General features: G+C 68.0%; 22 protein-coding genes. 7 read left to right on the forward strand and 15 right to left on the reverse strand.

Annotation, left to right across the window (positions count from 1 at the left end; genetic code table 11):
• The first annotated feature begins 45 nt into the window (after nt 1-45).
• Complete coding sequence (locus IU452_RS29380; RefSeq protein ID WP_195112446.1) at nt 46-456, forward strand: DUF2000 domain-containing protein; 411 nt, start codon at nt 46-48, stop codon at nt 454-456.
• Nucleotides 457-615: 159 nt separating this feature from the next.
• A complete protein-coding gene (locus tag IU452_RS29385) occupies nt 616-762 on the forward strand; it encodes a hypothetical protein (RefSeq protein ID WP_195112447.1) in 147 nt (48 codons plus the stop codon).
• On the opposite strand, the gene IU452_RS29390 is transcribed toward IU452_RS29385, so the two are convergent.
• From IU452_RS29390 to purF, 5 genes are all read right to left on the reverse strand, one after another.
• On the reverse strand, nt 750-2,537 hold the full coding sequence (locus tag IU452_RS29390) for an ABC transporter ATP-binding protein (protein WP_195112448.1): 1,788 nt from the start codon (nt 2,535-2,537) through the stop codon (nt 750-752). The two genes, IU452_RS29385 and IU452_RS29390, sit on opposite strands and share 13 nt — an antisense overlap.
• Nucleotides 2,530-3,528 (reverse strand): ABC transporter permease, encoded by a 999-nt coding sequence (locus IU452_RS29395; RefSeq protein ID WP_195112449.1) that lies wholly within the window; start codon nt 3,526-3,528, stop codon nt 2,530-2,532. Before IU452_RS29395 ends, IU452_RS29390 begins: the two co-directional genes overlap by 8 nt.
• Complete coding sequence (locus IU452_RS29400) at nt 3,528-4,541, reverse strand: ABC transporter permease (RefSeq protein WP_324192903.1); 1,014 nt, start codon at nt 4,539-4,541, stop codon at nt 3,528-3,530. The genes IU452_RS29395 and IU452_RS29400 overlap by 1 nt, the downstream gene beginning before the upstream one ends.
• Nucleotides 4,542-4,621: 80 nt before the next feature.
• The gene (locus IU452_RS29405) at nt 4,622-6,178 is read right to left on the reverse strand and encodes an ABC transporter substrate-binding protein (RefSeq protein ID WP_195112600.1); all 1,557 of its coding nucleotides are present in this window, start codon (nt 6,176-6,178) and stop codon (nt 4,622-4,624) included.
• A 251-nt stretch (nt 6,179-6,429) separates the two neighbouring features.
• On the reverse strand, nt 6,430-8,043 hold the full coding sequence (gene purF / locus IU452_RS29410) for an amidophosphoribosyltransferase (protein WP_195112450.1): 1,614 nt from the start codon (nt 8,041-8,043) through the stop codon (nt 6,430-6,432).
• Nucleotides 8,044-8,155: 112 nt separating this feature from the next.
• On the opposite strand from purF, the gene IU452_RS29415 reads away from it, so the two are divergent.
• On the forward strand, nt 8,156-9,481 hold the full coding sequence (locus tag IU452_RS29415) for a YhgE/Pip domain-containing protein (RefSeq protein ID WP_416382384.1): 1,326 nt from the start codon (nt 8,156-8,158) through the stop codon (nt 9,479-9,481).
• A 12-nt stretch (nt 9,482-9,493) separates the two neighbouring features.
• Here IU452_RS29415 and IU452_RS29420 read toward each other — a convergent pair whose 3' ends face one another.
• Genes IU452_RS29420 through IU452_RS29430 form a run of 3 tightly spaced genes read right to left on the reverse strand, consistent with a single transcriptional unit; the run spans nt 9,494 to nt 12,286 of the window.
• The gene (locus IU452_RS29420) at nt 9,494-9,880 is read right to left on the reverse strand and encodes a sterol carrier family protein (protein WP_195112451.1); all 387 of its coding nucleotides are present in this window, start codon (nt 9,878-9,880) and stop codon (nt 9,494-9,496) included.
• A gap of 10 nt (nt 9,881-9,890) precedes the next feature.
• On the reverse strand, nt 9,891-10,532 hold the full coding sequence (locus tag IU452_RS29425; RefSeq protein ID WP_195112452.1) for a CPBP family intramembrane glutamic endopeptidase: 642 nt from the start codon (nt 10,530-10,532) through the stop codon (nt 9,891-9,893).
• Complete coding sequence (locus IU452_RS29430; RefSeq protein WP_195112453.1) at nt 10,529-12,286, reverse strand: alpha/beta hydrolase; 1,758 nt, start codon at nt 12,284-12,286, stop codon at nt 10,529-10,531. Before IU452_RS29430 ends, IU452_RS29425 begins: the two co-directional genes overlap by 4 nt.
• A 195-nt stretch (nt 12,287-12,481) precedes the next feature.
• On the opposite strand from IU452_RS29430, the gene IU452_RS29435 reads away from it, so the two are divergent.
• Entirely contained in the window at nt 12,482-12,769 is a 288-nt protein-coding gene (locus IU452_RS29435) for a YiaA/YiaB family inner membrane protein (RefSeq protein ID WP_195112454.1), read from the forward strand.
• Here the strand turns inward: IU452_RS29435 and purL are convergent.
• Complete coding sequence (gene purL, locus IU452_RS29440; protein ID WP_195112455.1) at nt 12,762-15,044, reverse strand: phosphoribosylformylglycinamidine synthase subunit PurL; 2,283 nt, start codon at nt 15,042-15,044, stop codon at nt 12,762-12,764. The two genes, IU452_RS29435 and purL, sit on opposite strands and share 8 nt — an antisense overlap.
• Nucleotides 15,045-15,113: 69 nt before the next feature.
• Between purL and IU452_RS29445 the strand changes: the two genes are divergently transcribed.
• Nucleotides 15,114-16,433: a glycosyltransferase 87 family protein gene (locus IU452_RS29445; protein ID WP_324192884.1), complete on the forward strand. Its 1,320-nt coding sequence runs from the start codon at nt 15,114-15,116 to the stop codon at nt 16,431-16,433.
• Here the strand turns inward: IU452_RS29445 and IU452_RS29450 are convergent.
• From IU452_RS29450 to IU452_RS29460, 3 genes are all read right to left on the reverse strand, one after another.
• Nucleotides 16,388-17,683, reverse strand: a complete 1,296-nt coding sequence (locus IU452_RS29450) for a M18 family aminopeptidase (protein WP_195112457.1) — start codon at nt 17,681-17,683, stop codon at nt 16,388-16,390. The two genes, IU452_RS29445 and IU452_RS29450, sit on opposite strands and share 46 nt — an antisense overlap.
• Nucleotides 17,684-17,693: 10 nt before the next feature.
• Nucleotides 17,694-18,671 (reverse strand): aliphatic amidase, encoded by a 978-nt coding sequence (locus IU452_RS29455; protein ID WP_195112458.1) that lies wholly within the window; start codon nt 18,669-18,671, stop codon nt 17,694-17,696.
• A gap of 103 nt (nt 18,672-18,774) precedes the next feature.
• The gene (locus tag IU452_RS29460) at nt 18,775-19,182 is read right to left on the reverse strand and encodes a MarR family winged helix-turn-helix transcriptional regulator (RefSeq protein WP_228818964.1); all 408 of its coding nucleotides are present in this window, start codon (nt 19,180-19,182) and stop codon (nt 18,775-18,777) included.
• Between the two features lie 76 nt (nt 19,183-19,258).
• On the opposite strand from IU452_RS29460, the gene IU452_RS29465 reads away from it, so the two are divergent.
• Nucleotides 19,259-20,329: a substrate-binding domain-containing protein gene (locus IU452_RS29465; protein WP_195112460.1), complete on the forward strand. Its 1,071-nt coding sequence runs from the start codon at nt 19,259-19,261 to the stop codon at nt 20,327-20,329.
• 5 nt (nt 20,330-20,334) lie between these two features.
• Here IU452_RS29465 and purQ read toward each other — a convergent pair whose 3' ends face one another.
• Both purQ and purS read right to left on the reverse strand, forming a co-directional pair.
• Entirely contained in the window at nt 20,335-21,012 is a 678-nt protein-coding gene (gene purQ, locus IU452_RS29470) for a phosphoribosylformylglycinamidine synthase subunit PurQ (protein WP_195112461.1), read from the reverse strand.
• Nucleotides 21,009-21,242, reverse strand: coding sequence for a phosphoribosylformylglycinamidine synthase subunit PurS (purS, locus tag IU452_RS29475; RefSeq protein ID WP_195112462.1), 234 nt, complete (start codon nt 21,240-21,242; stop codon nt 21,009-21,011). The genes purQ and purS overlap by 4 nt, the downstream gene beginning before the upstream one ends.
• 106 nt (nt 21,243-21,348) lie before the next feature.
• Here purS and IU452_RS29480 point away from each other — a divergent pair, with 106 nt between their 5' ends.
• Nucleotides 21,349-21,993, forward strand: a complete 645-nt coding sequence (locus tag IU452_RS29480) for an MBL fold metallo-hydrolase (protein ID WP_195112463.1) — start codon at nt 21,349-21,351, stop codon at nt 21,991-21,993.
• 139 nt (nt 21,994-22,132) lie between these two features.
• Here the strand turns inward: IU452_RS29480 and IU452_RS29485 are convergent, their stop codons facing one another.
• Complete coding sequence (locus IU452_RS29485) at nt 22,133-23,503, reverse strand: dipeptidase (protein ID WP_195112464.1); 1,371 nt, start codon at nt 23,501-23,503, stop codon at nt 22,133-22,135.
• Between the last annotated feature and the right edge of the window lie 3 nt (nt 23,504-23,506).

Below are 23,506 nucleotides of genomic sequence, written 5' to 3' on the forward strand. Positions count from 1 at the left end.
CAGCGTTCAAGACCACGAGAGCGGTTGCCCCGCACACTCTCCCGCATGCGTTTCGAGACCAAGATCGCCATTGCCGTTCGTGACGACCTGGCAGGCTGGCAGAAGCTCAATGTCACCGCATTTCTCGCCTCGGGCATCGCACACGCCACCGACGACATCATGGGCAAGCCCTACGAGGACGGCGCGGGACGCGAATACCTGTCCCTGTTCCGCGAACCGGTGCTGATCTTCGCGGCCGATGCGACCCGGCTGGCCACCGTCCACGAGCGGGCCCTGCGCCGCGAACTGGCCACCGCCGTCTACACCGCGGACATGTTCACCACCGACAACGACGACGACAACCGCGCCGCGGTCCGCGCCGCCGACCCCGACCACCTGAACCTCGTCGGCCTCGCGATCTACGGCCCTCGCAACGGCGTCGACCGGACGGTGAAGGGATTGACGTTGCATCCGTGAGCGATCCCGGCGAACACCCGGTCGACGGCGTCCGGCACCGGCCGTCGGGCCGGGTGTTCCCGGAAACCGGTTGTGCCGGGCACACCGGGGACTTCGTTCGGGGCGAAGTCCCCAGCGGCACAACCGGTTCGGCTCCGCCGCCTGGCTGGCGGCGGAAGTGTGGTCGAGAAGTGGCCGGTCGACCAGATCTCGGGCCGCGGGTGGTGGCCGCCCGGCCGGCTGCCGTCCGGTATCGGCATCCGGCCGGGCGCCACCGCGGTAAGGGTTGCGTGGCAGGCGCAACCCGGTGCGGTCTACTCGCTGTGATCGGTGGCGAACATCGCCGCCGTCGCCGCGCGACGGCGCCGCTGCTCGACCGGGTCGGGCACCGGGACGGCCGCCACGAGCCGCTGCGTGTACTCCTGGGTGGGATTGCGCAGGATCTCGTCGCGGGTGCCCTGTTCGACCACGGCACCGTTGCGCAGCACCGCGATCCGATTGGCCAGCTGATCGACCACCGCCAGGTCGTGACTGATGAACAGGCACGCCCACCCGCACTCACGCTGCAGCTCGGCGAACAACTCCAGCACCGTCGCCTGCACCGAAACGTCCAGGGCGCTGGTGGGTTCGTCCGCGATCAGCAGGTCCGGGTCGAGGATCAGCGCCCGGGCCAGGCTCGCGCGCTGACGCTGTCCACCCGAGAGTTCGTGCGGATAGCGGTTTTCGGTGCCCGCGGGCAGCTGGACGTCGTCCAGCAGCCGCCGCACCCGCGACCGCATGGCCTCACCGTTGGCGGCGCGATGCACCAGCAGCGGTTCGGCCACGCACTGTCCCACGGTGAGCCGTGGATTCAGCGAGGTCGCCGGATCCTGGAACACGAATCCGAGCCGCTTGCGCATCGGCCGCAGCTGCCGCTCCGACAGCCCGGTCAACTCCTGCCCGTGCACCCGGATCACACCGCCGGAGGGCCGCTGCAGCGCCGCCACGCACCGGCCGATCGTGGTCTTCCCCGAGCCGGATTCCCCGACCAGGCCGAGGGTTTCGCCGCGGCCGAGGGTCAGACTCACATCATCGACCGCCCGGAAGGCCGGGCGACCGAGCGCGCCCGGAAATTCCACCACGAGATCGATGACCTCGAGGACGGTCTCCGTAACCGCTGCCTCGGCCACCTCACCCACCGGTCGCTCAGCCGGGATCGCGGAGATCCCGGTCTCCGGTTGCGGCGCGACCGGGGACACCGGACCCGAGGTCGGCTTCAGACCCGCGCCCAGATGCGGCACCGCGGCCAGCAGATCCCGGGTGTACTGCTCTGTGGGATGCGCGAAAAGCTCATCCACCGGCGCGGTTTCGACCACGCGGCCCGACCGCATCACCACCACCCGATCGGCGAGGTCGGCGACCACGCCCATGTTGTGGGTGATGAGCACGATCGCACTGCCCAGCCGGTCCCGCAGATCCCGCAGCAGTTCCAGGATCTCGGCCTGCACGGTGACATCCAGCGCCGTGGTCGGCTCGTCGGCGATGATCACCTTCGGCTCGCACGCGATGGCGATGGCGATCATGACGCGCTGTTTCTGCCCGCCCGACAGCTGATGCGGGTAGTAGTCGACCCGATGCTCCGGATCGGGCAGCCCGACCGTGCGCAGCAGTTCGATCGCCCGCTCCTTGGCCTCCTTGCGGCCCATCGTGGAATGCGCGCGCAGCGCCTCCATGATCTGGAAGCCGACGGTGAACAGCGGATCCAGGGCGGCGCCCGGCTCCTGGAAGATCATCGAGATCTCGCCGCCGCGCACCGCGGTGAGCTGCTTCTCGGTCATCGAGGTGATCTTCTCGGCCCCGACCGTCACCAGGCCGCGCACCTGCGCGGTCTCGGGTAGCAGGCCCAGCGCCGTGCGCGAACTCACCGATTTCCCCGAGCCCGATTCGCCGACGATGGCCAGCACCTCACCCGGGAACACCTCGTAGGAGACATCCCGGACGGCGTCGACCGCACCGGCATCGGTGGCGAAGGTGACAGACAGCGATCGAATCGACAGCGCAGCGTGTGATGGGGACTTCTCGTCGGACACAGTGGGCTCCGAGGACACAGCGGATTCAGACATCGGTGCGCTCCTCGGCGGCCGGTGCGGAAGCGTTCACCGCGCGGCGGGTGCGCAGCAGCGGATTGAGCACCTCGTTGAGGCTCTCGCCCACCAGGGTCATGCCGAGCACCACCAGCACGATGGCCACACCGGGAAAGATGCCGGTCCACCAGATGCCGTTGGACACGTCGGCCAGCGCCTTGTTCAGGTCGTAACCCCACTCCGAGGCCTGGGTGGGCTCGATGCCGTAACCCAGGAAGCCGAGTGCGGCCAGCGTCAGGATGGCCTCCGAGCCGTTGAGCGTGATGATCACCGGCAGCGACTGGGTGACGTTGGGGAAGATGTGCCGGAACAGGATTCGCCCGACCGGCGCACCCGTCACCCGGGCCGCATCGACGTACGGCTCGGTCTTCACCGCGATCGTCGCGTTGCGCACCACCCGGAAGTACTGCGGCACGAAGATCACCGTGATCGCCACGGCCGCCGACAGCACGCCGCCGAAGCTCGACGACTGACCACCGGCCACGACGATCGACACCACGATCGCCAGCAGCAGCGTCGGGAACGCGTACATGGCATCCATGAACAGCGTCAGCACCCGGTCCACCCAGCGCCCGACATATCCGGACACCAAGCCCAGGGGCACGCCGACCACCAGCGACAGCACCAGCGATATCGCGATGACCCACAACGCGGTTCGTGCCCCGTACACCACGCGGGAGAACACGTCCTCGCCGCGCACCGAGGTGCCGAACCAGTGCTGCGCCGACGGCGCCTGCTGCCGCACGAAATCGACGCCGTTCTCCGAGATCTGGGCGAAGCCGTAGGGCGCGATGAGCGGTGCGAACAGCGCCACGATCACGAACATCCCGATCAGGGCGAGGCCGAAGATCAGCGTCGCCCGCTGCAGTCCCGAGGTCATCCGGAACAGCCGCAGCCCGGGCAGGCCGCGGCGCGGCACGGTCGGCACGAGGGCCGGTTCGGCCGCGATCAGCTCAGCAGGTGCAGCCATCAGAACCTCACCCTCGGATCGATCAGCGCCACGACGATGTCGACCAGGAAGCTCATCACCGCCACCATCAGCGCCAGGAACGCGACGATGCCCTGTACCGCAACGAAATCGCGCGCCTGCAGATACTGCGCGAGCTGATAGCCGAGACCCTTCCATTCGAAGGTGATCTCGGTGAGCACCGCACCACCCAGCATCATGGCGATCTGCATGCCCATCACCGTGACGATCGGAATCATGGCGTTGCGGAAGGCATGTCGGCCCACCACGACCCGCTCGGACAACCCACGCGCCCGCGCGGCATCGACGAAATCACTGCGCAGCGTCTGGATGAGGTTGATCCGCACCAGCCGCAGGAACACACCCGCGGTCAGCAGCCCCAGCGCGATGGCCGGAAGCACCGCGTGCTCGAGGACATCGAGCAGATATCCGGTGTCGCCGTACAGGATCGCGTCGATCACCAGGATATTGGTCTTCGGCGAGACGTTCTGCAGCGCCAATTCCGCTCTGGTACTTGCCCGTCCGGCCACCGGCAACCAGCCCAGCTGCACGGCGAACACCAGCTTGAGCAGCAGACCGACGAAGAACACCGGCGCCGCGTAGACCAGGATGCCGAACAGGCGCAGCCCCACGTCGGCGGCCTTGTCGCGTCGCCGGGCCGCATATCGGCCCAGCGGCACGCCGACGAGGAAGGCGACGATCAGCGCCCAGAACACCAATTCCAGGGTCGCCGCGCCATAGCTCGCGATGATCTCGCCGATCGCCCGATTGTCCTGGGAGCGACCGAAATCCCCGCGCAGCAGGCCGGTGATGTAGTCCCAGTACTGGGTCAGGATCGGCCGGTTGAAACCGGCCGCCTCCTTGCGCGCCTCGATCTGATCCGGTGGCAGCCGCCCGCCCAGCGCGGCACTGATCGGGTCACCCACGACCCGCATCAGGAAGAAGACGACGGTCACCAGGATCCATGCCGTCGGCACGACCAGCAACAGCCGTATTCCGAGGTAGCGCAGCAGCACTCCGTAGCGGGATCCGCTGCGCGACGTCTTTCGGGGAGCAGGAGCGGGGGCGGTGGGCTCCTGCTCGGCGATTACGCCCGTCACTTGCTCAGCACGCCGTAGCGGAACTTGGTCGACGGGTCGAGGGTCGAATCGAGACCCTTGACGTCCCTGGTCGAGACCGCGATCGACTTACCGGCCAGCAGCGGCAGGGTCGGCATGTGGTTCGCGGCCAGATCCCGCTGGAGCTGTTGGAGCTTGGCGATCCGCTTGTCCCGATCGGGCTCGGTCACCTCGGACACCAGTTGCGCGGTGATGTTCGGATCCTCGAAGTGGTTCTGCAGGAAGTTGTTCGGCCCGAAGAACGGGGTCAGGTAGTTGTCCGGATCCGGATAGTCCGGGAACCAGCCCAGCTGATACAGCGGGTAGCCGTCGCGCGCGCGCTCCTTCTGATAGGTCACCCACTCGGTGGCCTGCAGGTTGATCCGGAACAGGCCGGTCGCCTCGAGCTGACTCTTGACCGCCGCGTACTCCTCCGAGCTCGACGGGCCATAGTGGTCGGGGTTGTACTGCAGGTTGATCTGCACCGGCGTCGCCACCCCGGCATCGGCGAGGAACTTGGCCGCCTGCTCCTTGTTCGGCTTGGTGCCGTAGAGGTCCTTGAACGGTTCGATCGCGCTCGGGAAGCCCTGCGGCACAAACGAGTACGCCGGTGAGAAGGTGCCCTTGTAGACCTCGCGCGAGAGCGCGTCGCGGTCGATGGAGGACGCCATCGCCTTGCGGATGGCCAACTTCTGCGCCGGGTTGTCGCCGGGCATGGTGTTGAAGTTGAAGACGATGTAGCGCAGCTCGCCACCCGGGCCCTCGTGCACCGACACCTTGTCGCTCTTGCGCAGCGACTCCATATCGGTCGGGGTCAGGCTGCGGTAGGCGACGTCGATATTGCCGTTCTGGATGTCCAGCTTGAGGTTCTCGCTGGAGGCGTAGTACCGCGCCGAGACGGTGCTCATCTTCGGTTTGCCGAGGATGCCCTTGTAGTCGGTGTTCTCCTTGTACTGAACGAGTTTGTTCTTGTCGTAACTCGAGATGATGTACGGGCCGGAGAACGGCTTGGCCGCCACGATCGCGCCCTCGTCCATGAGCTTGTCGGCCGGGAACACCTTCTCGTCGACGAGCACACCGGCCTGGGTTGCCAGGACCGCCGGGAAGGTCTGGTCGTTGGCGTTCTTGAGGGTGAACGCGACAGTGGTGTCGTTGACGGCCTCGGTCTTGTCCAGGTGACCGAGCAGTGCGGCCGGGCCGTTCGGATCGTTGATCCGCAGCATCCGGTCGAAAGAGAACTTGACGCTGTGGGCCGTCAGCGGGTTGCCGTTGGCGAACTTCAGCCCCTGCTTGAGGGTGCAGGTGTAGACCGTCGGCGAGGTGAACTCGCACTTCTCGGCCGCGTCCGGCCGCGGGGTGGTCTCACCCGGGGCGTAGTTCAGCACGTGCTGATAGATCTGGGTCTCGGGGACGTAGGAACCCTGGTCGTAGGCGGCCGCCGGATCCAACGAGAAGATCTTGTCGGTGGTGCCGATGACCAACTCGTCGGCACTACCGCCGCCGCCGGTCCGCCCGGACCCGCATCCCGCTACGGCGAGCAGCGCCAGGCCTGCCATCCCCACTGCCGCAAGGCCTTTGACTCGACCCGACCGGGTCGCCGACCCCTCTGTCGAAAACCGCATTACTGTCCCAACTTCTCGCATCGCAGCGCACCCTCCCTGGATCACAGGTCGGGTGTGGCCGCGGTGAACTTCGGTATGGCGGGGACAGTACCGCCAGTCCGTTGCGAATATGTTGCGTTTCGCAACAATTATTTTCGAGCTACCTCAAAAAACTTCTGCGCGGCGATGTTCTCGCAGGAAAACGTTCAGGGGCGGCTGAGTGCGCTCGCGTTCGCGTTGTCGCTCAACAACTCCGACTCCGACTTGCCGCCGAGGAGCCCCTCGAGCACATTCTTACCGATGGCGGCCTCGGTCGGAAGCGGAATCGGATACTTGCCGTCGAAACAGGCGGCGCACAACCGCGAGGCGGGCTGCTCGGTGGCCGCGATCATGCCGTCGAGGGAGATGTAGCCGAGGGTGTCGGCACCGATGGAGCGGCGCACGTTCTCGACCATCGCGTCGAACGAGCCGTCCTCGCCGTCGGGCCCGGCCCCGTTGGCGATCAGCTCCGCCCGCGAGGCGAAGTCGATGCCGTAGAAGCACGGCCACTTCACCGGCGGCGAGGCGATGCGGACGTGGATCTCCAGCGCACCGGCCTCGCGCAGCATGCGGATCAGCGCGCGCTGGGTGTTGCCGCGCACGATCGAGTCGTCGACGACGATCAGCCGCTTGCCGCGGATGACCTCGCGCAGCGGATTGAGCTTGAGCCGGATGCCCAGCTGCCGGATGGTCTGGCTGGGCTGGATGAAGGTGCGGCCCACATAGGCGTTCTTCATCAGGCCCTGGCCGTAGGGCACGCCCGAACCCTGGGCGTAGCCGACCGCGGCGGGGGTGCCCGATTCGGGAACCGGGATCACCAGATCGGCCTCGACCGGATGCTCGGCGGCCAGTCGGCGGCCGATCTCCACCCGGGTCGCATGCACCGAACGGCCCGAGATGGTGCTGTCGGGACGGGCCAGATAGACGTATTCGAAGACGCAGCCCTTGGGCTCCGGATTGGCGAAGCGCAGCGACCGCACCCCGTCCGCGTCGATCGCCAGCAATTCGCCGGGCTCGATCTCCCGGACGAACGAGGCGCCGACGATATCGAGTGCTGCGGTTTCGCTGGCAACCACCCAGCCACGGTCGAGGCGGCCCAGGCACAGCGGCCGCACCCCGTGCGGATCGCGCGCGGCGTAGAGGGTGTGCTCGTCCATGAAGGTCAGGCAGAAGGCACCCCGCAACTGGGGCAGCAACTCCATCGCGGCCTGCTCGATGCTCTTGTCGGTGGCGGCGTGGGCCAGCAGCGCGGTCATCACATCGGAATCCGACGTGGCCGCGATCGACCCGCCGGGCAGGCGCGTGCTGATCAGCCCGAGCTCGCGGGCGCGGGCGGCCAAATCGGCGGTGTTGACCAGATTTCCGTTGTGCCCCAAGGCGATCCCGGTGCCGACCGCGGTGGTGCGGAAGATCGGCTGGGCGTTCTCCCAGGTGGTCGATCCGGTGGTGGAATAGCGGCAGTGGCCGACGGCGACATGGCCGGGCATGGCGGCCAGCGTCTGCTCGTCGAAGACCTGGCTCACCAGCCCCAGATCCTTGAACACCAGCACCTGAGCACCGTCGGCGACGGCGATGCCGGCCGCCTCCTGGCCGCGGTGCTGCAGTGCGTACAGACCGTAATAGGTGAGCTTGGCCACATCCTCGCCCGGGGCCCAGACGCCGAACACACCGCACTCTTCGCGCGGCGGATTCTCGTCCTGGTCCGGGGTCCCGGCGGGTGTGGCGAGGGACCCGGTTACCAGCAGGTTCGGGGTGTCGACCGACAGATCGGCGTTGGTCACCGTTTGCTCCCTGTTCGGCGGGCGGGGGGCATTGATCATTCTACGGGTCGTTCGGGCGAAACCTCCGGCGGGATCTCCCGGGTGACAGGGTGTTTGCTGCTACCGTACGGCCGTGGCGACTACCGAGAGTGCGGAATCCGGTCCTACCCCCCGGCGCCTGGCCCCGATCCGGTGGGTTTTCCCGATCGTCGTGGTGACGTTGCTCGCGTCGCTGCTGGGCGTCATGTACCTGGACTACGTCGTCGATCCGGAGAAGAACCTGCACAACTTCCCGGTCGCGCTGGTCAACCAGGACGTCGGCGAGACGATGGGTGCGCCCGGGCAGGAAAAGCACGTCAACTTCGGTGATCAGGTCGTCGACGGGCTGGCCGAGGCGGTGCCGGCCGACAAGATCGATCTGCGGGTCCTGGGGCTCAACGAGGCCCAGCTGCAGATGCAGTCGGCCCAGGTCTACGGCACCATCATCATTCCGGGTGACTTCTCCAAACGACTCGGCAATCTGGGCATCGGCAGCGTGGTGGCCGGGGATATCGAGCGGCCGATCATCACCCTGCAGACCAATCCCCGCACCGGCGCCTTCGCCACTGCGATCCTGCAGAAATTCGGCCAGCAGGCGTTGACCCAGGTCGACGCCCAGGTCGGCAAGCAGCTGACCGAGCAGGTCCATGCCCAGCTGAAGCCGCCGCCGGGCGGGCCGCCCGCGCCCGAGCTGTCCGGGGCCACCCGGATCACCCTCGAGCATCCGCTGAACATCGTGACCGAGCAGTACCGGCCGCTGCCGGGCGGTTCCGGTGAGGGTTTGACCGCGTTCTTCTACAGCCTGCTGCTCCTGCTGGTCGGCATGGTCGGGGCGATGATCATCCATCAGCTGATCGACTCGGCGCTGGGCTATCTGCCGACCGAGTGGGGGCCTTGGTACGTGCATTTCCCGGCGACGCCGATCTCGCGGGTGCGGACGCTGTTGATCAAGTGGTCGGCGGTGGCGACCATGGCCGCGATCGTCTCGGCGGCGTTCCTGGGGATCGGGAAGGCGCTGGGGATGCCGATCGATAAGCCGCTGTCGTTGTTCCTGTACGGGTTCCTGGTGATCACCGCCGTCGGGTTCACCTGTACGTCGGTGCTCGCGGCGATCGGCACGGCCGGGTTGATCGTCAACCTGATCGTGTTCATCATCCTGGGCCTGCCGTCCTCGGGTGGCACGGTGCCGATCGAGGCGACCCCGAAGTACTTCGGCTGGCTGGCCAATTTCGAGCCGATGCACCAGGTGTTCCTCGGCACCCGCGCCATCCTCTACTTCAACGGCAACGGCGCGGCCGGACTCGGCCGCGGGGTCTGGATGGCGGTGCTGGGGCTGGCCATCGGCGTGGTACTCGGCCTGGGGATCACGCGCTTCTACGACCGCAAGGGGCTGGAGCGCAAGCCCGCGGCGAAGGCTTGACGACGCTGCCGGTCACAACCGCACGACCGGCAGCCAATGGGCCAGCTCCCCGGCCCGGATACCGGAGGCGCTGACCGCGCCGGAAGCCACGGCGGCCTCGAAGTCGAGCAGGCCGGTCGCCAGCAGCAGCCAGGTCCGCGCATCGGTCTCCACCACATTCGGCGGCGTGCCCCGGGTATGCCGTGGTCCCTCGATGCACTGCACCGCCACGAACGGCGGCACCCGCAGCTCCACCGAGGCCCCGGGCGCCTGGGCCGCCAACGTCCGCGCACTCCCCCGCACCGCCGCCCCCAACTCCGCCCGCCCCGGCGCGCCCGCACTCTCATCGCGCAACCAATCGCTCACCGCGGTAATCGCATTCCGCAGCTCACCGGGATCCACAGCCGACCGTCGTGCCACTCTGCCGAGATTAGCGGGCGTTCGACGCCCCGAGACGCACGGCCAGTCGAGGCGCAATCGCGCCGCCCTCGTTCAGGGCGAGGTGGAGTAGGGCCGGGGCGAGGGTGCTGTCGGTGTGGCGGCGCAGCCAGCCGAGGACCAGGCCGCCTGCGGTGGTGACGGCCACGGCCGTCGGCACGCTGTCGCCGACGGAGCGGGCGGGGTGGATGTGCCAGAGACCGAAGGTAGCCGCGGCGAGCCAGCGGCCGAGCGGACCGGTGGTTTCGTCGAGCAGGGGGTCCAAGGTGGCGCGGAAGATCAGTTCCTCGCTGTAGACGGTGCCCACGGGGATGTGGAGTGCCAGCCACTCGGCGAGCGGGACTTCCGGTGCGCGGTCGGTGAATTCGGCCAGGCGGGCGCGGGTGGCCGGGATGGCCAGGGCCGCGGCATATCCCGTGAGCACCACCGCCGACGTGGCTGCGCCCCAGCGCAATCCGCGGGCCGAGCAGATGTTCGGGCGGGCGCGGCATGCGGCGGCATAGGCGGTGGCGAAGGCGGCGGTGGCGGCGGTGCGCCCGCGCACGCCGAATCGCAGGCGCGGGAGCACGTAGTTGTTCCACAGCAGCGGAACGCCGAGGGCGGCAAGGGAGCGGGTGACGATGCGTGGGTTCACTTGGTGGCGCGTTCGTAGACTTCGGACAGTTCCAGCTGAGTGCGGATGGCCTCCACCTTCTGGGGGGTCAGATCCGGGGGCGGTAGCACCGCGCACCAGCCGTCCAGTACCAGGGTGCCGTAATTGTGGCCGTGCCCGTCACTGACGCTCTGCGCATTGGTCAGATCCGCGGCCACCTGCCAGAACGTCACGAACGGCCACCAGCGCATCTGGGTGGACACATCGGCGCCGCGGGGTTCGGACAACCAATCCGGTTGGGAGAAGATCAGATCCGGGGACCACCACACGATGGGGTCGGAGGCATGCTGCAGATAGGCGATGCGCGGCTGCCGCCACTCCGGGGAGGGCTTACTCAAATCCTTGGCCTCGGAGGCGAATCGGACCACGAGCCCATCGGCGTAGAGCGGTTCCACCTCGCGGGTGCCGGGATCGCGCCGGGACACGAACTGCTCCCACAGGCGATTCGAATTCGGTGGCCCCACCCACAGAGCCCCGTCCACCTTCGCCCGCAGATCCGCCAGCCCGTCGAAGGCCGACTCCGAGCCCTGCGAGCCCAGGCTCTCCCCGTAGACCAGCAATTTCGGCCGAGCCTCCGGCGGCCGCCGCGACCAGGCCTCGTAGACGGCATCGAACATCTTCTGCCCGGCGGCCTTCACCTTCTGCCGGTCCGCCAGGAACGACAGCACACTCGGCAGATAGGAGTACTGGGACGCCACGATCGCGGTATCGCCGTGGTAGAGGTACTCGATGGCATCGGCGGACATGGAATTGACCCAGCCCGTGCCGGTGGTGGTGACCACGACGAGCACCTTGCGATCGAAGGCGTGGGTGCGCTCCAGCTCGGCTACCGCCAGCTCCTCCTGTGTCATACCGTTTTTCGCCGACTCCAGGCCCGCGTACACCCGAATCGGTTCGCGCGCGGGAGCTCCCGACACGGCACCGATACGGAACGCATCCGGTCCGTGCGAGACGAACCAGCGGCCCTCCGACCCCAGCGTCTCCCACGCGGCCAATGAGCCGGGGCTACCGGACCGTTCGGCCTTGTCCGGCTGCACCGCAAACGGCGTCATCTTGTCGTTGCGCACGCTGAACGCCGAATTGGCCACCGCGAAGAACGCCCGGGTCGCCACGCCGTTGAACAGCGTCACCACCAGCACCACCAGCAGGATCGCCCCCGCGGTCGGCGCAAACTGCGACGGTATCCGCACCCAGCGGCTCAGCAATCGGGCCAGCAACCGCACCGTCTCCCGCACGGTCCTGTACGCGGCAACGGCGATCGCGCCGACGGCCAGGCTCAGTGCGCCGGTGCGCAGGTACGCCGCCCGGGTGGTGCCCTCCATATCCATCAGCGCGTAGATCTGCCGCTGCCAGTCCGCCGACAGCACCAGCATGTAGATCGCGGCCAGCACGCACCCGATCAGGATGGTCGCCTTCAGCGCATACCGCAGCCGTAGCGACAGTGGCCGCAGCCGCAGCTTGGGTCGCACCCACTTGCGGAACGCCCACTCGAGGATGCAGCCGACGCCGTAGCCGAGCGCGGCGTTGCCACCGCTGATCGCCCCCTGGAACAGCCAGTCACGCGGCAGCAGCGACGGTGTCACCGACCAGGCGAAGAACACCGTGGCCACCACCAACCCGACATAGTTGAGCCCGATGACATCCGCTTCGACCCGCCGCAATACCGGGGCGAACCGCCGAGCGGCGACGCCGCCGCGCGAGCGCAGCGTCGTCAGAGCCTCGGCGGTATCGAGCACCCGTCAAGTATGGCGGTCGGGTACCGATAAACGGGCATCTCGCCACACGTGAGCATCGCAACTCGACGCTCGGGAGACGACCGGTCCGGACGGTATTCGCGGCGCGTGCGCTCGGGTACTTTCGGCTGATGAGGGCCCCGGACCAACGCCGAATCCGCCCCGGAGCGCGGGTCGGATCGGGCACACTCTCACGGTATGGGGACACCGACTTCACGGTCGCGGAATACGACGGCATTCCTCGTGCAGGCCGCGATCGCGTTCGGAATCAGTTTTGTCGCAACCGGCATCGGGATCGTCTATCTGCCGCTGGACATGTGGCAGCGCGGCTTCCTGTTGATAGCGGTGCTGTTCCTGGTGAGCAGCACCTTCACCCTCGCCAAGGTGGTGCGGGATCAGCACGAGGCGGCGCGGGTGCATCAACGGATCGACGAGGCGCGCGTGGAAAAGCTCATGGCCGAGCACGATCCGTTCAAGGTCACTTGAACAGCTTCGGCAGCGTCCCTTCATAGGCCTCGCGCAACTCGGCCAGGGTGACCGAGAACTGGCCCTGCACCTCGACCGAATCCGCGCCCTGGTCGACCACGCCGATGCGAACCCACGGGAGCCGGCGGGCCGTGCACATTTTGGTGAATCGCGTCTCCTCCGAGCGCGGCACCGCGACCAGCACGCGACCGGCCGATTCGGAGAACAGCATCACGAACGGGTCGGCATCCTCGGGAAGCAGGATGCGGCAACCGGTCTCACCGGCCAGCGCCGACTCCACGACCGCCTGCGCCAGTCCGCCCTCGGACAGATCGTGGGCGGCGCTGATCATCCCGTCGCGCGAACCGGCGGTCAGGACCTCGGCGAGCAACTGCTCCCGCGCCAGATCCACCTCGGGCGGCACGCCGCCGAGATGGTCGTGTTCGACCTGGGCCCAGATCGACCCGCCGAACTCGTCGCGGGTATCGCCGAGCAGGATCAGCGTCTCGCCCGGTTCGGTGCCGAATCCGGTCGGAATGCGGCGGTGCACATCGTCGATGACGCCGAGCACGCCGACCACCGGGGTGGGCAGGATGGCGGTCTGCCCGGTCTGGTTGTAGAAGCTCACATTGCCGCCGGTGACCGGAATGCCCAGCGCCGCACAGCCGTCGGCGAGACCGCGTACGGCCTGCTGGAACTGCCACATCACGCCCGGATCCTCCGGGGAGCCGAAGTTGAGGCAGTTGGTGACGGCCTTCGGGGTCGCGCCCGTGGTGGCCACATTGCGGAAGGCCTCGGCCAGCGCCAGCTGCGCACCGGCGTACGGATCGAGCTTCGTGTAGCGGCCGGAGGCGTCGGTGGCCAGCGCGATGCCGCGGCCCGACTCCTCATCGATGCGCACCACACCGGCGTCGGCGTGCTCGGCGAGCACCGTATTGCCGCGCACGTAGCGGTCGTACTGTTCGACGATCCAGCGGCGGCTGCACAGCTGCGGGCTGGAGATCATCTTCAGCAGCGTGGCGCGCAGTTCGTCGGCGGTCTTCGGGCGGGCCAGCCGGTCCGGGGCATCGGCGATGAGCGCATCCTGCTCGTCGGGGCGCCGCACCGGCCGCTCGTAGACCGGGCCCTCGTGGGCGACCGTGCGCGGCGGCACGTCGACCACGGTCTCGCCGTGCCAGGTGACCACGAGCCGGTCGCCGTCGGTGACCTCGCCGATCACGGTGGCCAGCACATCCCACTTCTTGCACACCGCCATGAACGCCTCGACGTTCTCCGGCGCCACCACCGCGCACATGCGCTCCTGCGATTCGCTGGACAGGATCTCGGCGGGGGTCATGTTCGCCGCCCGCAGCGGCACCTTGTCCAGCTCGACCCGCATACCGCCGTCACCGGCCGCGGCGAGTTCGGACGTGGCACAGGACAACCCGGCGCCGCCGAGGTCCTGGATGCCGACCACCAGTCCCGCGTGGTACAGCTCGAGACAGCATTCGATGAGCACCTTCTCCGCGAACGGGTCGCCCACCTGCACACTCGGCAACTTCTTGCGGCCGGTGCCCGATTCGTCGCCGGAGAAGGTGTCCGAGGCCAGCACCGACACGCCGCCGATACCGTCGAGACCGGTGCGCGCGCCGAACAGGATGATCTTGTTGCCGGTGCCGGAGGCGAACGCCAGATGCAGATCCTCCACCCGCATCACGCCCGCGCACAGCGCATTGACCAGCGGGTTGCCCTGGTAGGACGCGTCGAAGACGGTCTCGCCACCCACATTCGGCAGACCCAGCGAATTGCCGTAGCCCCCGACGCCGCGCACCACGCCGTCGACCACGCGGCGGGTGTCGGGGTGCTCGGCGGCACCGAAGCGCAGCTGGTCCATCACCGCGATCGGCCGCGCACCCATGGCCATGATGTCGCGCACGATGCCGCCCACACCGGTCGCCGCGCCCTGGTACGGCTCCACGTACGACGGGTGGTTGTGGCTTTCCACCTTGAAGGTGACCGCCCAGCCGTCGCCGATGTCGACCACGCCCGCGTTCTCGCCGATCCCGGCCAGCATGGACTGGCGCATCTCGTCGGTGGTGGTCTGCCCGAAGTAGCGCAGATGCACCTTCGAGGACTTGTAGGAGCAGTGCTCGCTCCACATCACCGAGTACATCGCCAGCTCGGCGTCGGTGGGCCGGCGGTCGAGGATCTCCCTGATGCGGGCGTATTCGTCGTCCTTGAGGCCGAGTTCCTTGTACGGCTGGGGGGTGTCGGGAGTTGCTGCGGCGGCGCTGACGGTGTCGACGTGGGCGGTCACAGGCGCAGTCTAATGTGTGCCAAACCGGGCCCTACCAGCGAGCTACGCCCTACCGGATACGCTGAGCCGGTGAACGATCGATCCAGGGTCGCGGATCCGGACGAATTGCCCGTGACCACTTCAGCAGGGCAGTCCACCGCGAGTCTGGCGGCCCGACAACGGCGATTGTTGCTGAGCGCGATCGCACTGTTCGCCGTGTCCGCGATCGTGTCCTTGGTCACCAAGCAGTGGCACGGCTACATCGATCTGCAGGTGTACCGCAACGGTGCCCGGGTCTGGCTCGACGGCGGTGACCTCTACGGTCCGATGCCGAAGGTGTACGGGATCGGACTGCCGTTCACCTATCCCCCACTGGCCGCGCTGTTCTTCGCGCCGCTGGCGCTGCTGCCGCTGCACTGGGCCGAATGGCTGGTGCTGGCCACCTCGATCGCGAGCCTGGGCGTCACGCTGTGGGTCGTGCTGTCGCGGTTGCGGCCGACGCTGGATCGAACCACCAAGTGGGCGCTGGTGATCGGCGCGGTCGCCGTGCTGGGACTGTCGGAGCCGATCCGGCAGACCTACAACTTCGGGCAGATCAACCTGGTGCTGATGGCGGCCGTCACGCTGGATGCGCTGGTGCGCAAGCCGTTCTGGCCGCGCGGCATGCTCATCGGCATCGCCGTGTCGGTGAAGCTGATACCGGCCGGTTATCTGCTGTTCTTCCTGCTCTGCCTGGATTGGCGCGCGCTGCTGCGCCGCGACCGGAAGGTGTTGCGCAGCGAGGACTTCAGGGCGATCGGCACGCTGGTGGCCTCGGCGATCGGGGCGGTCACGCTGGGATTCGTGCTGTTCCCGCACGATTCGTCCGACTACTGGTTCCACACCCTGCTCGACACCGGCCGCATCGGGCCGCCGGAGTTCGCGGGCAACCAGTCGCTGAAGGGTTTCGCCTTCCGCCTCGGCGTCGCCGATTCCACCGCGACCCTGATCTGGCTCGGGCTCTCGGTCGTCACCATCGCCCTGGCGGCGGTGTGGATGAAGCGGCTGATCGATGACGGACGCAAGGCGGCCGCGCTGATGGTCAACGCGGCCGCGATCCTGCTGGTCTCGCCGGTGTCGTGGTCGCACCACTGGGTGTGGATCGCCCCGGCGCTGGCGGTGGTCGCCGATGCGATCGCGCGGGGGCACCGCAGCAGGCCGTTGCTGCTGGCCGTCGGTGCCGTCACGCTGATGTTCATGGTCGGCCCGCAGTGGCTGCTCCCGCACCACCAGGACCGGGAACTGCAGTGGTCGTGGTGGCAGCAGGTGATCGGCAGCAGCTACGTACTGGTCACCTTCGCCATCCTGGCCATCGCCGTCTTCGCCTACCGCCCAGCGGGCGTAAGGAACGCGGTCAGCGCCGCCGAATAGGACCACACGTCCGAGGCGCCCATCACCTCGCGGGCCGAATGCATGGCCAGCTGCGGCGCGCCGATGTCCACGGTCGGCATGCCGGTGCGGGCGGCGGTCATCGGGCCGATGGTCGAACCGCACGGCAGATCCGCGCGGTGCACATACCGCTGCAGCGGCACCTCCGCCTCCGCGCAGGCCAGGGCGAACGCCGCCGCCCCGACCGCATCGGTGGCGTAGCGCAGATTCTGATTCACCTTCAGCACCGGACCGCCGTTGATCCGGATCCGGTGCGCGGGCTCGTGGCGCTCGGGATAGTTCGGGTGGGTGGCATGGGCCATATCGCCCGAGGCGCAGACCGAACCCGCCAGCGCCGCAAGGTATTCCGAGCGTCCGCCGCCGCGCGCCAGCACGATCCGCTCCAGCACCGAGGGCAGCAGATCCGACTGCGCGCCGCGATCGGACTGGCTGCCGACCTCCTCGTGATCGAAGATCGCCAGCACCGGGGTGGCGGCCCCGGGCCGATCGGCGGCGGCCAGGAAGGCGTGCAGGCCCGCATAGCAGGTGGCCTGGTTGTCGAGCCGGGGCGCGCTCACCAGATCGCGATCGCGGCCGACGAGCCGGCTCGGGGTCAGGTCGTGGGTCATGAGCTCGAAGCCCAGGACGTCGCCCAGCGCGACACCGGCGTGCTCGGCGACGTAGGCGAGGAACGAGCGCGGGTGATCGCCGACGCCCCAGACGGCGTTGACGTGCCGCTGCGGGTCCAGGGTCACCCCGCGGCGGTCCTCGGACAGGTGGATGGCCAGCTGTGGCACCCGCAGGAGCGGTTCGTCGATGCGAACCAGCCGCTCCTGCGCGACGTCGCCGACGCGCACGGTCAGCCGCCCGGACAGGCCGAGTTCGCGGTCCAGCCAGGAGTTGAGCCAGGCGCCGCCGTAGGGTTCCAGGGCGACCAGCTGCCAGCCCGCCACGGCCAGATCCGGATTCTGCTTGACCCGCAGATTCGGGCTGTCGGTGTGGGCGCCGACCACCCGGAACCAGCCCGCGGGATCGGCCGTCTCCTCGGTGGCGGCCCACGCCACCAGGGAACCGCCGCGCACCACGAAATATCGGCCCACCCCACCGGCGGTCCACGGCCGCGCCTCGGGAAGTTCGGTGAAGCCCTGCGCCGCCAATTCGGTTGCGACGGTGTGCACGACATGGAACGGGGAGGGCGAGGCGTCGACGAAGGCACACAGCCCGGACGCCGTCGCGGTGGTCGAGACCGGCATACGGGGCATCCTAGACACCGCTGATCTCGTGCACTTTCTCCTGCGCCTTCACGGCGTCGGTCACCCAGGTGCGATAGAAGTCCAGCGGGCATTCGGCCAGCCCGCGCACCCCCACACCCACCTTGCCGAGTCCGGTCGCGCCGCGGTGCAGCAGGCTGTGCAGCGGATTGCGGGCCGGTTCGTAGCGCCGCGCGTCGCGCAGCGAGCGGATCGACAGCCCCGCGATGCGCAGTTCGTTCGCCTCGGCACCGCACTCGCCGAGCAGCCTGCCGTCCCAGCCGACGAGTGCCGAACGGCCGCAGTAGGAGTGCACACCGTCGAATCCGGTCGCCCCGGCCGCGGCCACGTAGACGTTGTTGGCCCACGCCATCGTCTTGGCCATGCCGACCTGCTGTTCGGCGTCGCAGGCGCGCAACGCCTGACAGCGCACCACCAGTTCGGCGCCCTTCATCGCGCAGTCGCGCCACAGTTCGGGATAGTTGCCGTCCTCGCCCAGCAGGATCGACACCTGCAGGCCCTTGGGACCGTCGCTGACATAGGTGGCCGCACCGGGCCAGGACAGTTCGCCCTCCGCGGCCGGGGCGATCTTGCGGTAGCGCTGCACGATCTCGCCCTGGTCGTCGATCAGGACGGCGGTGTTGTAGGGGGGTCGCAGTGGATGCTGTTCGTGGCATTCACCGCCGAGCGGGAAGACCCCCCACACCCGGTTGCGCCGGCAGGCCGCGGCGAAAACCTCGGTCTCGGCGCCGGGTATCGCCATCGCGGTGGAGTACAGCTCGGTTTCGTCGTACATCACACCGGTCGTCGAGAATTCCGGCAGCACAATGAGATCGAGTTCGGGATGTCCGGTTTTCAGGCCGTCGACAAGATGTCCGATGCGATAGCAGTGGGCGAGTACTTCGGCACGAGAGTGCAGTCGAGGCATGGGATGATTGACGACGGCAACGGTTACCGTATCCGGATTCGACGCACCCGATTCGCACCTCATGCTCACTCCTCACCGATAGCCCCCAGCTCTTCCATTCGGAAAAATAGCTCAGGTCTATATTTGCCTTGCGGCAAGGAATGAGCAACCCGCCCGGAGGCCGGAATCAGTCCGCGACGGGCATTTCCGCCACGAGCTCCAGCAGGCGCAGCAGGTCGGTGTGGTTGCGGGCGCCGATGCGCTTGCGCAGATCCTCCTCCGCCCGCCGCTCCTCGGCACGCACGGAATCCACCAGCTCGGCGCCCCGCTTGGTCAGCCCGATCAGGATGCGACGCCGATCGTCCTCGGCGGCGATCCGGAAGATCAGGCCGCGCTCGGCCAAGGCGTCCGCATGCCGAGTCGCCGACGACGGCGGCAGCTGCGAACGCGCAGCAAGTTCACTCATGGTGATACCCGCCTGGTCGGACAGATTCGACAGCATCGACCATTGGTCGGCCGACAGTTGCCTGGCGCACAAGGCAGCGTCGAGGTGACGCAGCCAACTGCGCTCGGCGGCTCGCAGAGCTCCATGCAACGTGGAAAATCCGCTTACAATGGTCGACATATTTTTCCCGCCCATCATTTTCGCTCGGACAAGAAGAGGGTACCGAATGTTCCCGTTCAGCGAGAGTCCGGACGACGTGATCGAGGTCCTGAACATCGTCCCACTCCAGGGACCCGCGGGAATTGTGGCCCCCTCCTGCGAGGCGGCAATTGCGCTGGCGGTCGAAGAAATCAACGGTGGCGCAGGAATTCTCGGGCGCGAGGTGCGCGTGACGACCATCGACGGGGGCCGTGCGCCGCACGAGGTGGCCCGGGAGGTTTCGGCCCTGCTGGCGACCGGAATGGTGGACGCGATCACCGGCTGGCACATCTCGGCGGTGCGCCGGGCGGTGGCCCGTGCCGCCGACGGGCGGGTCCCCTACCTGTTCGCGACCACGCACGAGGATCTGCCCAACGAGCCCCCGGGTGTGCTGATGATCGGCGAGAACCCGGCCGGACACATCCTGCCCGCGATGGGGTGGCTCGAACGCGAGTTCGGGGTGCGCCGGTGGGCCATCGTCGGCAACGACTACATCTGGCCGATGGCAACCGGGAAGGCCGTGCGCACGTCCCATCAGGGCGCCATCGTGATGGAGAAGTACTTCCCGCTCGGGACCGAGGACTTCGGCGAATTCCTCGGCGATCCGCGGCTGGACCGGGCCGACGGCATCGTGCTGCTGCTGGTCGGCACCGACGCCGTGCGGTTCAATCAGCAGTTCGCCCGGACCGGCCGCTCCGAGCGGCAGGTGCGGGTCAGCCCGGGTATCGATGAGGGCGTGCTGCTCGCGGCCGGTCCCGAGGCCAACGACAACCTCTACATTGTGTCCAGCTTCTTCCCGGACGACCGCTCCAACGATCCGGACCGGATGGCGCGCTACCACCGCCTGCACGGCCGCTTCGCGCCCCAGCTCACCTACTTCGGCAACACCAGCTACGAGGCCATGTACACGCTGCAGTCGGTCGCGCAGAGCTGCGGCACGCTCGACGTGCCCCGCATCCAGGCCGCGCTCGACGAGGGCCTGGTGCTGGAGACCCCGTCGGGCGGGCGCGCCTTCCAGGGCAATCACTCCGTCCAGTTCACCGCCAACATCGCCCGCGCCGAGGGCGTGGACCTGCGGATAGTGGACAGCGTCCGCTGAGTGGACTACGCCGAGACGAGCGTATCGACCACCGACAGGAACATGCCCAGGCCGTCGTCGCTCGGGCCGGTCAGCGGCTCGGTGGCGTGCTCCGGATGCGGCATCAGGCCGACGATGCGGCGGTCGGCCGAGCAGATTCCGGCGATATCGCGCTGCGAGCCATTCGGGTTCTCACCGGCGTAGCGGAACACCACGCGGCCCTCGCCCTCGAGTTCGTCGAGGACCTCCGCCGAGGCCTGGTAGCGGCCCTCGGCATTCTTGACCGGGATGAGGATCTGGGCGCCGGGCTCGTAGCGGGAGGTCCAGGCGGTATCGGTCCGCTCCACCCGCAGCCATTCGTCGCGGCAGATGAAATGCAGCCCTTCGTTGCGCGTGAGGGCGCCCGGTAGCAGCCCGGCCTCGCACAGCACCTGGAAGCCGTTGCAGATGCCCAGCACGGGCATGCCCTTACCGGCGGCCTCGACCACCTTGCCCATCACGGGAGCGAAGCGGGCGATGGCGCCGGCACGCAGATAGTCGCCGTAGGAGAAGCCACCGGGCACGATCACCGCGTCCACACCCTTGAGGTCGGCGTCGGCGTGCCACAGGCTCACCGCCTCGGCACCGGCCAGCCGCACCGCGCGGGCGGCGTCGACATCGTCGAGGGTGCCGGGAAACGTGATGACGCCGATGCGGGCAGTCACAGCCGCACCACTTTCCAGTCCTCGATCACCGTATTGGCCAGCAGGGCCTCGGCGATCTTCTCCAGTTCCGCGTCGCTCACACTGTCGTCCACGTCGAGTTCGAATCGCTTGCCCTGCCGCACATCCGAGACACCCGGGAAGCCCAGACGCCCGAGTGCACCGACAATGGCCTGACCCTGCGGATCCAGGATCTCGGCCTTGGGCATCACCTCGACCACGACTCGTGCCACGCGTTGCTCCTCAGCTGAGTGGGGGGATTACCTGATCAGCGTAGTTGGGGCCCGTCGCCCCCGGCGAGCCGGGGCATGATGAGAGTGGAATGAATACAGTGAAGTCATGCGCATAGCCCACTTCGGACATTCCTGCGTTCTCGTCGAGTTGCACGGCACCAAGATCCTGTTCGATCCGGGCAACTTCTCGCACGGTTTCGAGGGCATCGACGGACTCGACGCCATTGCCGTCACCCATCAGCATCCCGATCACATCGACCCGAACCGGATCGAGGCGCTGGTCGAGAAGAACCCGAACGCCCGGCTGCTGTGCGATCCGCAGACCGCCCGACTGCGCGGCGAGCCTTGGGAGCCCGTGCACGCCGGCAATGTGCTCACCGTGGGCGGGGTGCAGATCACCGGCGGCGGTGGCAGGCATGCCGTCATCCATCCCGAGCTGCCGGTGGTCGACAACACCGTATTCCAGCTGGGCACCGCGGACGATCCGGCGCAGTTCGTCCACCCCGGCGACTCCCTGTGGGTGCCGCCGGTGTCGGTCGGCGTCCTGGCGGTGCCCGCTGTCGCACCGTGGATGAAGATCAGCGAGGCCGTCGACTACCTGCGCGCCGTCGCGCCCCGCACGGCCTTCCCGATCCATTACGGGATCATCGCCGACCAGGCCCAGGGCATCTATTTCGGCCGCCTGACCGAAATGCGCCCGGCGGACACCGAATTCAAGGTCATCGAGCCGGAAGATCACGCGGAGTTCTGATTCCGGGTGGCCCTGTCATTCCGGCCCTAGGGGCCGGAATGACAGGGAATGGAGCGAGGCACCGCTCCGCAAGTTTCGATATGCGGTCCTTCACGTCCCGCGCGCGATCCTTCGTGTCCCGGTGGGCTTCTGGATGGGCCTATTTGGTGTAGGTGGTCAGGAACAGGGCTTCGGCGAGGGACATGTGCTCGATCTCGGTCGGGGAGACGCTTTCGTTGGGGGCGTGGATGAGGCAGGTGGGTTCCTCGACGCCCATGAGCATGATCTCGGCGTCCGGGTAGGTCTCGGCGAAGACGTTGCACAGCGGGATGGAACCGCCCTGGCCCTGGGTGGTCGCCTCGCGGCCGTAGGACGCGCGGAACGCCGCCTCCATGGCCTTGCGGGCGGGACCGCTGGTGCCCGAGCGGAATGCCGAACCGATGCTCTCGGATTCCACCGTCACGCGGGCGTGCCAGGGGGTGTTCGATTCCAGGTGCGCCATCAACGCCTTCAGGGCGTGGTCCGGATCGATCCCGGGCGGAATGCGCAGGTTCAGTCGCGCCCGCGCCTTGGGCTGTACGGCCGCCGAGGAGCCCACCACCGGCGGCACATCCATTCCCAGCACCGTGAGAGCCGGTCGCGCCCACACCATGTCGGAGACGGTGCCGTCGCCGAGCAGGTCCACACCGTCGAGCACCCCGGCGTCGGCGCGGAACTGATCGGCGGGATATTGCACGCCGTCCCACTTCTGATCGGCGGGCAGGCCCGCGATGGTGGTGTTGCCCTGCTCGTCCCGCAGGGTCGCCAGCACGTGAATCAGCGCGGCCAGGGCGTCGGGTGCCGGACCGCCGAACATCCCCGAATGCATCGGCCCGGCCAGGGTTTCGACGGTCACCACCACATTCACGGTGCCGCGCAGGGTCTGGGTGAAGGTCGGCACGCCGAGGGCGAAGTTGCCGCAGTCGCCGATCACCAGCGCATCGGCACGCAACAGGTCGGCGTTGTTCGGCACGAACGCCTCCAGCCCACCGCTGCCCTGCTCCTCCGAGCCCTCCGCGACCAGCGTGATACCGACCGGGAACTCCTTGCCGCCCAGGGTTTCCCGCAGCGCACGCAGCGCCGTCAGGTGCATGACGATATTGCCCTTGCAGTCCGCGGCCCCGCGCCCGTACCAGCGGCCGTCCTTCTCGGTGAGCTGCCAGACGGGGGTATGCCAGGCGGCGTCGTCCAACGGCGGCTGTACGTCGTAGTGGCAGTACAGCAGGACCGTCGGCGCACCGGGCGGCGCCGGATGTCGGGCGATGACCGCCATACTGCCGTCGGGTGTTTCGTGCAGGCCCGCGTCGGTGAGTCCGACCGCGGTGAAGGCATCGAGCACCCACTGGGCGGCTCGGTGGCACTCCTCCACCGGGAACTGCCGCGGGTCGTAGACGGACTTGTACGAAACCAGTTCGGTCAGATCGGCTTTCGCCTGTGGCATCAGCGAGCGCACCTGCTCGCGCAGCGCCTGCGTACGGGAATCATCGGTCATATC

Source organism: Nocardia transvalensis (assembly GCF_015477765.1).
Taxonomy (GTDB): Bacteria; Actinomycetota; Actinomycetes; order Mycobacteriales; family Mycobacteriaceae; genus Nocardia; species Nocardia transvalensis_A.